The organism is Microbacterium sp. CCNWLW41, from assembly GCF_037083505.1.
Genome location: NZ_JBAOJP010000003.1, coordinates 167969 through 180022 on the forward strand (window position 1 = coordinate 167969; position 12054 = coordinate 180022).

Annotated in this window: 9 protein-coding genes; 5 read left to right on the forward strand and 4 right to left on the reverse strand. The window is 71.1% G+C overall.

Translation table 11 applies throughout. The annotated features are described in order from the left end of the window. Positions 1 to 117: 117 nt before the first annotated feature. The 3 genes from V6R91_RS12475 to allB all read right to left on the reverse strand — a co-directional run bounded on the left by V6R91_RS12475 (position 118) and on the right by allB (position 2786). The gene (locus tag V6R91_RS12475) at positions 118 to 276 is read right to left on the reverse strand and encodes a hypothetical protein (RefSeq protein WP_271062160.1); all 159 of its coding nucleotides are present in this window, start codon (positions 274 to 276) and stop codon (positions 118 to 120) included. Positions 277 to 519: 243 nt separating this feature from the next. Then, a complete protein-coding gene (locus tag V6R91_RS12480; protein ID WP_067248604.1) occupies positions 520 to 1272 on the reverse strand; it encodes an IclR family transcriptional regulator in 753 nt (250 codons plus the stop codon). Positions 1273 to 1391: 119 nt separating this feature from the next. Continuing rightward, positions 1392 to 2786, reverse strand: a complete 1395-nt coding sequence (allB, locus tag V6R91_RS12485; protein WP_271062161.1) for an allantoinase AllB — start codon at positions 2784 to 2786, stop codon at positions 1392 to 1394. A 274-nt stretch (positions 2787 to 3060) separates the two neighbouring features. Between allB and aceE the strand changes: the two genes are divergently transcribed. After that, a complete protein-coding gene (aceE, locus tag V6R91_RS12490; protein ID WP_336395621.1) occupies positions 3061 to 5751 on the forward strand; it encodes a pyruvate dehydrogenase (acetyl-transferring), homodimeric type in 2691 nt (896 codons plus the stop codon). 232 nt (positions 5752 to 5983) lie between these two features. Here aceE and V6R91_RS12495 read toward each other — a convergent pair whose 3' ends face one another. After that, on the reverse strand, positions 5984 to 6751 hold the full coding sequence (locus V6R91_RS12495; protein ID WP_271062798.1) for an IclR family transcriptional regulator: 768 nt from the start codon (positions 6749 to 6751) through the stop codon (positions 5984 to 5986). Between the two features lie 206 nt (positions 6752 to 6957). On the opposite strand from V6R91_RS12495, the gene V6R91_RS12500 reads away from it, so the two are divergent. Genes V6R91_RS12500 through V6R91_RS12515 form a run of 4 tightly spaced genes read left to right on the forward strand, consistent with a single transcriptional unit; the run spans position 6958 to position 12045 of the window. After that, positions 6958 to 8358 (forward strand): NAD-dependent malic enzyme, encoded by a 1401-nt coding sequence (locus tag V6R91_RS12500; protein ID WP_219086621.1) that lies wholly within the window; start codon positions 6958 to 6960, stop codon positions 8356 to 8358. Beyond that, positions 8355 to 9959 (forward strand): malate synthase A, encoded by a 1605-nt coding sequence (gene aceB, locus V6R91_RS12505; RefSeq protein WP_442928118.1) that lies wholly within the window; start codon positions 8355 to 8357, stop codon positions 9957 to 9959. Before V6R91_RS12500 ends, aceB begins: the two co-directional genes overlap by 4 nt. Then, on the forward strand, positions 9959 to 11233 hold the full coding sequence (locus tag V6R91_RS12510) for a DUF6986 family protein (RefSeq protein ID WP_336395623.1): 1275 nt from the start codon (positions 9959 to 9961) through the stop codon (positions 11231 to 11233). The genes aceB and V6R91_RS12510 overlap by 1 nt, the downstream gene beginning before the upstream one ends. Next, positions 11230 to 12045 (forward strand): bifunctional allantoicase/(S)-ureidoglycine aminohydrolase, encoded by an 816-nt coding sequence (locus tag V6R91_RS12515; protein WP_067249464.1) that lies wholly within the window; start codon positions 11230 to 11232, stop codon positions 12043 to 12045. The genes V6R91_RS12510 and V6R91_RS12515 overlap by 4 nt, the downstream gene beginning before the upstream one ends. Positions 12046 to 12054 lie beyond the last annotated feature (9 nt).

Sequence of the window (12054 nt, forward strand, 5' to 3'; positions counted from 1 at the left end):
GTTCTCCTCGTTCCGGCTCGTGCGCAGCGTCGGGCGGTGCGAGCGTTCGTCGCCGGTGCGGACGCTTGGCTGCGAGTCTAGGCGCCGCGTCGCCGCGGCGGCAGGGGCGGTCTCGGGTCAGGTGGTTCGGGGGATCAGGTGGCGCAGGGCGCGCAGGAACCGGCGGGCTCCGGACTCGCGCTGCGCCGGGAAGTAGAAGTCCGGGTCGACGTGGATGAGTGGATGAGCGGCCGCCCGTGCGGCGTCCTCTGCGCGCTGGTCGTCCTGCGGCGTCATCGTCACCTCTCCTCTGTCTCGTCGTCGAGCGCTCCCCGGAAGCGAGGAACGGATCAGAATTCCATATCACGGAACCGAAGTTCTGGATAACGGAAAGCGTAACGGCGCCGCGCGACGGCGGTCAAGAGGATCGGCGGTATACCTTCCGCCCTCGGCGGTATACCTTCCGAGGGGTCGCACCCGCCGGCTTCCGGGTTCTCGGGCGGGGCCAGCGACCCCGCCCGCCGGAGGCGGTGACGAGGGTCAGGAGGCGGCGAGCGCGGCGATCTCCTCGACGATCTCCCGCAGGACGGGCACGGCGCGCTCGGCGAAGTCCTCGTCGACCCGCGCCACGGGCCCCGAGACCGACACCGCCGTCGGCACCGGCATCCCCGGCACCGGCATCGCGTAGCAGCGGACGCCGATCTCCTGCTCGCCGTCGTCGATGGCGAACCCGCGCTCGCGGGAGACGGCGAGGTCGGCGAGCAGGGCGTCGATCGTGGTGAGGGAGTGGGCCGTCGCGGGCGGCAGGCCGGTGCGGCCGATGATCTCGCGGACCTCGTCGTCGCCGAGCTGGGACAGGATCGCCTTGCCGACTCCCGTCGAGTGCAGGTGCGAGCGGCGGCCGACCTCGGTGAACATCCGCATCGCGTGCGGCGACGGGGCCTGGGAGACGTAGATGACGCGGTCGCCGTCGATCGTGGCGAGGTTGGCGGTCTCGCCGAGGCGCTCCACGAGCTCCTTGAGCTGCGGCATGGCGATCTGCCCGAACTTCCGGTTCGCGACCTCGCCCAGCCGCACGAGGCGAGGGCCGAGCGCGTACCGGCGGTTCGCCAGCTGACGGGCGTAGCCGAGCGACACGAGGGTCCGCAGCAGACGATGGATCGTCGGCAGCGGCAGGTCGGCCGCGGCGGACAGCTCGCTGAGGGTGACGTCGCCGCCGGCGTCGGCGATGAGCTCGAGAAGGTCGAAGACGCGGGTGACGGACTTCACGCCGTCCGAGGGTCCAGCGGGCATGAGGGCCTTTCGTCGGGCGGGATATCCGCATCGTGGAAGTCTTCTGTCGGACAGGCTATCCCATGTGCCGCGCGGGAATGCGAAGGCGGAGCGGCGCCGGGCCGCTCCGCCGAGGCGGGTCAGTCCGTCATGCCGCGCCGCAGCAGGCGGCCGCGGGGCGTCTCGCCGTCGACGACCTCGCCGTGCAGCCAGGTCCGCCGGACGACGCCCGCGAGCGCCTTGCCGTGGTACGGGGTGAGGGGGTTCTTGTGATGCAGCTTCGCGACGTCCACGACGAACGCGTCGTCCGCCGCGAAGATCGAGAAGTCGGCGTCGTAGCCCGGGGCGATGCGGCCTTTGCCGGTCAGCCCGGCGAACTGGGCGGGGCGGTCGCTCATCCACGACACCACCGTCTCCAGGGACAGACCGCGCTGGCGGGCCTCGGTCCAGATCAGGGACAGACCCAGCTGCAGCGACGCGACCCCGCCCCAGGCCACGGCGAAGTCCCCGTTCTCCAGGTCCTTGAGGTCGAGGGTGGAGGGGGAGTGGTCGGACACGATGAAGTCGATCGTGCCGTCCTCCAGCCCTTGCCACAGCAGCTCACGGTTGCCCGCCTCGCGGATCGGGGGGCAGCACTTGAACTGCGTGGCGCCGTGCGGGATCTCCTCGGCGGTGAGGGTGAGGTAGTGTGGGCAGGTCTCGACCGTGAGGCGGAGGCCGTCGTTCTTGGCGGATCGCAGCATGGGGAGGGCATCGGACGAGGACAGGTGGAGGACGTGCGCCCGTGCGCCCGTCCATCGCGCGCGCTCGATGACCTCGGCGATCGCCAGGTTCTCCGCACCGCGCGGGCGCGAGGCGAGGAACTTTGCGTAGTCGTCGCCCTCCGGGCGCGGGGCGCGATCGATGGCGCGCGAGTCCTCGGCGTGCACGATCATCACGGAGTCGAAGGAGGCCAGCTCGCGCATGTCCTTCTCCATCTCGTCCGCGTCCAGCGGAGGGAACTCGTCCACGCCCGAGTGGAGCAGGAAGCACTTGAAGCCGAAGACGCCGGCGTCGTGGAGGCCGCGCAGATCGCCGGTGTTGCCCGGGATCGCGCCGCCCCAGAAGCCCACGTCCACGTGGGTCTGGCCCTGAGCGGCCTCGCGCTTGACGTTCAGGGCCTCGACGGTGACGGTCGGCGGGATGCTGTTCAGCGGCATGTCGACGATCGTGGTGACCCCGCCGGCGGCCGCGGCGCGCGTGGCCGATGCGAAGCCCTCCCACTCCGTGCGGCCCGGCTCGTTCACGTGCACATGCGTGTCGACGAGCCCGGGGATCAGCGTCTCGTCCGCGGCGAGCTCGATGACCTCGTCGCCGACGAGGCCGTTGCCCAGCGGCTGCATCGCGACGATGACACCGTCGCGGACGCCCACCTCCCGGGGGCTGACGCCCGCCGTCGTGAGCACCCGCTCGCCGCGGATGACGAGGTCGTAGCGCTCGCCGGTGGGGTCGAGCGACGCCGCGGCGGCGTCGTCCCGTACGGTCTCTTGCGACATGTCGCGGTCCCTTCTGCGGGCTTCCACCATACGAAACCCGGATCTCATCCAAAGAAATTAGCGCACGCCGTTCCCTCGCCCGTCAACTCCTCCTGCGCGGTCACGATGCGGTCGCGGAGCATGGTGGCGTCCTCTCGGGGTTTGGCGTACCATTTCGCAGTGTAGAAGAAAACTTCCGTAGATCGGAAGTAATGATCCGTCCCGCCGGCCCGACGTCCGTTCCGGCCGGTTCGCGGGCCACCGCCGTCCCCGCCTCCCGAAAGAAGGCCGATCCGTGACCGATCTCTCCCTCTCCGCCTCTGTCGCCGACCTCGACGCCGAGGAGGCGGCGGAGTGGCGCGACTCCCTCGACGCGCTCGTGCAGGTGCGCGGGGCCGACAACGGCGCCGCGATCGTCCGCATGCTCGCCGATCACGCGGGGCTGCGCGCCGCGCCGATGACGACGACCGACTACGTCAACACCATCCCGGCCTCGGAGGAGCCCGGCTACCCCGGCGACGAGGAGCGGGAACGGCGGTATCGGGCCTGGATGCGGTGGAACGCGGCCGTCATGGTGCACCGCGCCCAGCGCCCCGGCATCGGGGTCGGCGGCCACATCTCCACCTACGCCGGCGCCGCCACCCTGTACGAGGTCGGCTTCAACCACTTCTTCCGCGGCAAGGACCACCCCGGCGGCGGTGACCAGGTCTTCTTCCAGGGCCACGCCTCGCCCGGCATGTACGCCCGCTCCTTCCTGGAGGGCCGCCTCACCGAGGAGGACCTCGACGGGTTCCGTCAGGAGAAGTCCCGCGAGGGCCATGCGCTGTCGTCGTACCCGCACCCGCGCCTGATGCCGGAGTTCTGGGAGTTCCCTACGGTGTCGATGGGCATCGGCCCCATGAACGCGATCTACCAGGCGCAGGCCAACCGCTACCTTCACGGCCGCGGCCTCAAAGACACCTCCGACCAGCACGTCTGGGCGTTCCTCGGCGACGGCGAGATGGACGAGCCCGAGTCCCGCGGCCTGCTGCAGCTCGCCGCCAACGACGGCCTCGACAACCTCACCTTCGTCGTCAACTGCAACCTGCAGCGCCTCGACGGCCCGGTGCGCGGCAACGGCAAGATCATCCAGGAGCTCGAGGGCTTCTTCCGCGGCGCCGGCTGGAACGTCATCAAGGTGATCTGGGGTCGGGAGTGGGACGACCTGCTCGCCCGCGACACCGAGGGGGCGCTCGTCGACGTGATGAACACCACCCGCGACGGCGACTACCAGACGTACAAGGCGGAGTCGGGCGCCTTCATCCGGGAGAACTTCTTCGGCCGCGACCCGCGCGCCCGCGCCCTCGTCGACGACCTCACCGACGACGAGATCTGGGGGCTCAAGCGCGGCGGCCACGACTACCGCAAGGTGTACGCCGCCTACGCGAAGTCGCTCGAGCACAACGGCAAGCCCACCGTCATCCTCGTGAAGACCGTCAAGGGCTACGGCCTCGGCCCCCGCTTCGAGGCGCGCAACGCGACGCACCAGATGAAGAAGCTCACCCTGCAGGATCTCAAGGACTTCCGCGACCACCTGCGCGTGCCCATCACCGACGCGCAGCTCGAGGAGAACCCGTACCTGCCGCCGTACTACCACCCCGGAGCGGACGCTCCGGAGATTCAGTACCTGCAGGAGCGCCGCCGTGCCCTGGGCGGCTACCTGCCCGAGCGTCGCCCGGCCCACGAGCCCATCGCCCTGCCCGATCCGAAGGTCTTCGAGGTCGCCGCGCGCGGCTCCGGCAAGCAGGAGGCCGCGACGACCATGGCGTTCGTCCGGGTGCTGAAGGACCTCATGCGCGACAAGGAGTTCGGCCACCGCATCGTGCCGATCATCCCCGACGAGGCGCGCACGTTCGGCATGGACGCGTTCTTCCCGACGGCGAAGATCTACAACCCGAACGGGCAGAACTACCTCGCCGTCGACCGCGACATCGTGCTGTCGTACAAGGAGAGCACGTCGGGCCAGATCCTGCACGTCGGCATCAACGAGGCGGGGTCGATCGCGGCGTTCACCGCAGCAGGGACGGCCTACGCGACGCACAGGGTGCCGCTCATCCCCGTGTACGTCTTCTACTCGATGTTCGGCTTCCAGCGCACGGGCGACTCGCTGTGGGCGGCCGCCGACCAGATGGCGCGCGGCTTCCTCATCTCCGCCACCGCCGGCCGCACCACGCTCACGGGCGAGGGCCTGCAGCACGCGGACGGCCACTCGCCCCTGCTCGCGGCGACCAACCCGGCCGTCGTCACGTACGACCCCGCGTACGGCTACGAGATCGGCCACATCATGCGCGCCGGCATCGAGCGCATGTACGGCCCGGACTCCACCGACCGCAACGTCATCTACAACCTCATGGTCTACAACGAGCCGATCGTGCAGCCCGCCGAGCCGGCGGACGTCGATGTCGAGGGCATCCTGGGCGGCATCCACCGCATCTCGGCCGTGGAGAACCCGCGCACGCACCTGCTCGCCTCGGGCATCGGTGTGACCTGGGCGCTCGAGGCGCAGAAGCTGCTCGCCGAGGAGTGGGGCGTGGCCGCCGACGTGTGGTCGGTCACCTCGTGGACCGAGCTGCGCCGCGACGCCGTGGCGGCGGAGGAGGACGAGTTCCTCGGGCGGGGATCGCGCACGCCGTTCCTCGTCTCGCAGCTCGCGGGGGCCGAGGGACCGATCGTCGCCGTCAGCGACTACGCGAAGGACCTGCCCGACCAGGTGCGCCAGTTCGTGAAGAACGACTGGGCGACCCTCGGCGCCGACGGCTTCGGCTTCTCGGACACCCGGGCCGCCGCCCGGCGGTTCTTCAAGATCGACGGACCGTCGATCGCGGTGCGCACGCTGCAGCTGCTCGCGAAGCGCGGAGAGGTGGACGCCGCGGCGCCCGCCCAGGCCGCCGAGCGCTACCGCCTGCTCGACGTGAACGCGGGCACCAGCGGCGGCGACGGCGAGTAGTCCTGCGCCGCGGACGGGTGAGCGCGTTTCGTCTCGCTTCGCTCGCTCAACGACCGGTGAACTGCTGAGGCGTTTCGTCTCGCGGAGACCTGCACTGAGCGAGTGCAGCGAGTCGAAGTGTCGCTCAACGACCGGTGGTTGTCGGTCGTTGCGCGAGGAGCGCAGCGACGAGTCGAAACGTGGTGAGCGCGGTTCGTCTCGCGGCGCTCGCTCAGCGGCCGGACGGGCAGGGCTAGGCGGCGAGCTCGGCGCGGATGGCCTCCGCCGCCGAGCGCAGCAGCGGAACGGCGCGGACGGCGAACGGCTCGTCGACGCGGGAGACGGGACCGGACACCGACACCGCCGTCGGCGTGGGGGCGTCCGGCACCGCCATCGCGTAGCACCGGACGCCGATCTCCTGCTCCTGCTCGTCGATCGAGTACCCCCGTTCGCGGATTCGTTCGAGCTCGGCCAGCAGCGCATCGATCGACCCGATGCTGTGGTCGGTCGGAGTGGGCATGCCGGCGCGCGTCACGATGCCGCGCACGGCGTCGTCGGGGAGCTGCGCGAGGATCGCCTTGCCCACGCCCGTGTCGTGCAGGTGCGCGCGGCGCCCCACCTCGGTGAACATGCGCATGGAATGCGGGGACGGGACCTGGGCGACGTAGACGACCATGTCGCCGTCGAGGACCGCCATGTTCGCGCTCTCGCCGAGCTCGTCGACGAGCCGCGCGAGCTGGGGGCGGGCCAGCGCGCCGAACTGGCGCGAGGCGCCCTCGCCGATCCGGATGAGCAGTGGTCCCAGGGCGTAGCGCCGGTTCGGGAGCTGGCGCATGTACCCGAGGGAGACGAGCGTGCGCAGCAGCCGGTGGATGGTGGGCAGCGGCAGGGCGGTCGACCCGGCGAGCTCGCTGAGGGTCACCTCGCCCCCGGCGTCGGTCACCAGCTCGAGAATCTCGAACGCGCGCTCGACGGAGCGCACCCCGGCGCCGGCCTCGGTCGAGGTCTTGGTCTCCGTCATCGGGTCTCCTCTGGACGATCGTCGTGTCGTCTCGATCCTTCCACAATGCGGTAGCAATCCTTCGGAATCCGAAAATTGGCATACCAAGAGCTTGCGGAGATTTTCCGCATCGTAGATAATTGACTCCACCAGACGAAATGAATGGACGTTCGTCGGGGAGACTGTGGTGGTGGCCGGGAGGCGACGCACCTCGAAGAGGAGGAAACATGGCGAATCCGGGACCCGGGAACTCGATCACGCTGCGGATCGACGCACCGTCGAACTTCAGCGTCACGAGCGAGCTCGCCGCCGCCGCGGCGGGGGCGGGGGCCGCGGTCACCGCGCTCGACGTGGTCGAGTCCCATCCGGCGTCGATCGTCGTGGACCTCACGTGCAACACCACGGACGAGGAGCACGCGGAGCGCATCCGCGACGCGGTCCAGGCGCTGGACGGCGTCGCGGTGCGCCAGGTCAGCGACCGCACCTTCCTCATGCACCTGGGCGGCAAGCTCGAGGTCGTTCCGCGGGTGGCGCTGCGCAATCGCGACGACCTGTCCCGGGCGTACACGCCGGGCGTCGCCCGTGTCTGCACGGCGATCGCGGAGGACACGGCCAAGGCGCGAAAGCTCACGGTCAAGCGCAACACCATCGCCGTGGTCACGGACGGCACCGCGGTGCTGGGGCTCGGCGACATCGGCCCGGAGGCGGCGCTGCCGGTCATGGAGGGGAAGGCGGCCCTGTTCAAGCAGTTCGCCAACGTCGACGCGTGGCCGGTCTGCCTGGACACGAAGGACACCGAGGAGATCATCCGCACGGTCAAGGCCATCGCGCCCGTGTACGGCGGGGTGAACCTGGAGGACATCGCGGCGCCCCGGTGCTTCGAGATCGAGGCGCGCCTGCGCGAGGAGCTGGACATCCCGGTCTTCCATGACGACCAGCACGGCACCGCCATCGTCACCCTCGCGGCGCTGCGCAACGCGCTGCGGGTGGTCGGCAAGACCATCGGCGACGTCCGCATCGTCGTGTCCGGCGTCGGCGCCGCGGGCAACGCCATCGTGCAGCTGCTGCTGGCCGAGGGCGCGGTCGACATCGTCGCCTGCGGCCGCGACGGCGCGATCCACGCGGGCGCCGAGTACGCCGACGCGCACCGCGTGGAGCTCGCCGCGACGACGAACCCGCGCGGATTCCGGGGCACCCTCAAGGAGGCGTTGGTCGGGGCGGACGTCTTCATCGGCGTCAGCGCGCCGAACATCCTCGACGAGGCGGACATCGCCGGGATGGCCGAGAACGCGATCGTCTTCGCGATGGCCAACCCCACGCCGGAGGTGGACCCGGTCGTCGCGTCCCGCCATGCCGCGGTCGTCGCCACCGGCCGCAGCGACTTCCCCAACCAGATCAACAACGTCCTCGCCTTCCCGGGCGTCTTCCGCGGCCTGCTGGACGCCGGGGTGTCGGAGGTGACCACGCCTATGCTGGTCGCGGCGGCGGAGGCGATCGCCGACCGCGTCGGCGAGGACGAGCTCAACGCGAGCTTCATCATCCCGAGCGTGTTCGATCCCCTCGTCGCGGGCGCCGTCGCCGACGCGATCGTGCGCTCGTCCGAGTCCGCCGCGTCCGAGAAGGAGTGACCGTGCCCGACATCCGCACCACCGCGTCCGCGGTCGACCGCGCCCAGGAGATCCTGACCCCGGACGCGCTCGCGTTCGTCGCCGCGCTGCACGAGCGCTTCGCCTCGCGCCGGGACGAGCTCCTGGCCGCCCGCGCCGACGCCCGCGTCGCCGCCTCCGCCGCCGGCCGACTGGACTTCGCGGCGGACACGGCCGCGATCCGCTCCGGCGACTGGCGCGTGGCCGAGGCGCCCGAGGCCCTGCGCGACCGCCGCGTGGAGATCACCGGCCCCGCGACGCCCGCCAAGATGGCCATCAACGCGCTCAACTCCGGGGCGAAGGTCTGGCTCGCCGACCTCGAGGACGCGAGCACCCCGCACTGGCACAACGTCGTCGACGCGCAGGTGGTCCTGCGCGACACGGCGCGAGGCACCCTCGCGCACACCTCGCCGGAGGGCAAGGAGTACCGCCTGCGCGAGGACGCGCCGCTCGCCGTCGTCGTCGTCCGCCCGCGCGGATGGCACATGGACGAGCGCCACATCACCATCGACGGCGCTCCCGCCGTGGGGGCGCTCGTGGACTTCGGTCTGCACTTCTTCCACAACGCGTCCGTGCTGTCGGCGTCCGGACAGGGACCGTTCTACTACCTCCCGAAGATGGAGAGCCGCCTCGAGGCGCGGCTGTGGAACGACGTGTTCGCCTTCGCGCAGGAGCAGCTCGGGATCCCGTACGGCACGGTGCGCGCCACCATGCTCATCGAGACCATCCCGGCGGCGTTCCAGATGGAGGAGATGCTCTACGAGCTGCGCGACCACGCGTCGGGCCTGAACGCGGGACGCTGGGACTACCTCTTCAGCGTCATCAAGTACTTCCGCGACGCGGGGGAGCGGTTCGTCCTGCCGGACCGGGCGAGCGTGGCGATGACGGCGCCGTTCATGCGCGCCTACACCGAGCTCCTGGTCCGCACCTGTCACCGCCGCGGCGCCTTCGCGATGGGCGGGATGGCCGCGTTCATCCCGAACCGACGGGACCCGCAGGTCACGGAGGCGGCGATCGCCAAGGTGCGCGCGGACAAGACGCGCGAGGCGGACGACGGGTTCGACGGGTCCTGGGTCGCGCACCCGGATCTCGTCCCGGTCTGCCGCGAGGTGTTCGACGCCGTGCTCGGCGACCGTCCGAACCAGCTCGACCGGCTCCGGGAGGACGTATCGGTCACCGCGGATCAGCTCCTCGACGTCGCGTCGGCGGGCGGCGAGGCCACCGAGGCGGGCCTCCGGACGAACCTGTACGTCGCGGTCGCGTACACCGCCGTGTGGCTGTCCGGGAACGGCGCCGTCGCGATCCACAACCTGATGGAGGACGCGGCGACGGCCGAGATCTCCCGCTCCCAGATCTGGCAGCAGGTCCGGGTGGGGACGACGCTCGCGGACACCGGTCGCGTGGTGACCCCGGCCCTGGTCGAGGAGCTCCTCGCCGAGGAGGTCGACCGCCTGCGCGGCGAGGTCGACGAGGCGGCGTTCGCGGAGTTCTACGAACCCGCCGCCCGTCTCGTCCGCGACCTCTGCCTGGAGGACGAGTACGTCGACTTCCTCACGACCGCCGCATACGAGCTGGTGAGCTGATGGCCGCGACGCTGAACGAGCAGGACCTCGCGGAGATCGACGCGCGTCTGGCCGACACCGACGCGCTGCTGCGCACCGCCTACCCGGGCGACGACGGCACGCGCCAGCCCGTGCACACCCTCTACGTCCCGGCGGACCGGTTCCGGCCGGGCCTCGCCGACGCTCTGGGCGCGGACGCCGCCGCGGCCGTGCAGTCCTTCGGGGGCACCGCGGCACTCGCCGACGCGGTGGGTCTCGGGCACCTCGCCGAGGATCTCGCGCCCCTCGTGGACGCCAAGCTCCGCCGCGAGCCCGTCGAGGACCTGCGGCTGGACTTCGAGGACGGCTACGGCGCGCGGCCGGACGACGAGGAGGACGCGGACGCGGTCCTCGCCGCCGAGCGCGTGGCCGAGGCGGTCGCCGCGGGCACCGCACCGCCGTTCATCGGGATCCGGTTCAAGTGCTTCGAGGCGCCGACGCGGCGCCGCGGCATCCGCACCCTCGATCTGTTCCTCACCACGCTCGTCGCGAACGGCGGGCTCCCGGCCGGCCTCGTGCTGACCCTGCCGAAGGTCACCACCGTCGCCCAGGTCGAAGCGATGGGCGCGCTGTGCGAGGCGTTCGAGGAACGGCTGGGGCTGGCTCCGGGCCGTCTCCGGTTCGAGGTGCAGATGGAGACGCCCCAGCTCATCGTGGCGGCGGACGGGACCGTGCCGGTCGCCGCCCTGCTGCACCGGGCACCCGGCCGCATCACCGCCCTGCACTACGGCACCTACGACTACAGCGCCTCCCTGCAGATCGCGGCGGCGTACCAGTCGATGGAGCATCCGGCGGCGGACTACGCCAAGCAGGTGATGCAGGTCGCGGTCGCCGAGACCGGCATCCGGCTGTCCGACGGGTCCACCAACGTCATTCCGGTGGGCGACCCCGACCACGTGCGCGAGGCCTGGCGCCTGCACGCCCGCCTCGTCCGGCGCTCGCTGGAGCGCGGCTACTACCAGGGCTGGGACCTGCACGCGGCCCAGCTGCCGACGCGGTACCTCGCGACCTACGCCTTCTATCGCGAGGGGTTCGCGTCGGCGGCCGCACGACTGCGCAACTACCTGCACGGCGGGGACGAGACGATCATGGACGAGCCGGCCACGGCCCGCGCGCTCGCCCGCTTCGTCGTCCGCGGCGTGGAGTGCGGGGCGATCACCGAGGACGAGGTGCAGGGCGCCGCCCGGTCCTCGCGGGAGGCCCTGATCCGCCTCGCGCACCCGAAGCTCGCCCTGTCCGACAAGGAGGACCGATGACGTACACGTACTACACCCCGGCCGGCGGGCTGCCCCCGCAGACGGCTCTGCTGACCGACCGCGCGATCGTGAAGCTCGCCTACACCGTGATCCCGAAGGGCGTGCTGCGCGACATCGTCACCAGCACGCTCCCGGGCTTCACGAACACGCGCGCGTGGATCATCGCGCGCCCGACGCCGAGCTCGGCCACGACGTTCTCGCAGCTCATCGTGGAGATCGCCCCCGGCGGCGGTGCGGCGAAGCCCGAGGCGGAGGCGGGGGTCGAGGGCGTGGTGTTCGTGACCGCCGGATCCCTCACCCTGACGCTGGAGGGCGAACGCCACGTCCTCGAGCCCGGCGGGTACGCGTTCCTCGCCCCGGGCGCCGACTGGTCGCTGGCGAACGAGGGCGAGGAGCTCACGAGCTTCCACTGGATCCGCAAGGCCTACGAATACCTCGACGGCGTGCCGGCTCCCGCGTCCTTCGTCACGCGCGACCAGGACGTCGAGCCGGTGCCGATGGTGGGGACCGACGCGTGGGCCACGACGCGCTTCACCGACTCGAGCGACATCGCGCACGACATGCAGGTGAACATCGTCACCTTCAAGCCGGGGGGCTCTATCCCGTTCGCGGAGACGCACGTCATGGAGCACGGCCTGTTCGTGCTCCAGGGAAAGGCCGTGTACCGCCTCAACGACGACTGGGTCGAGGTGGAGGCCGGCGACTACATGCTGTTGCGCGCCTTCTGCCCGCAGGCCTGCTACGCGGGCGGCCCGGAGGACTTCCGCTACCTGCTCTACAAGGACATGAACCGCCAGATCGCGCTCACCTGAGCCGATGCG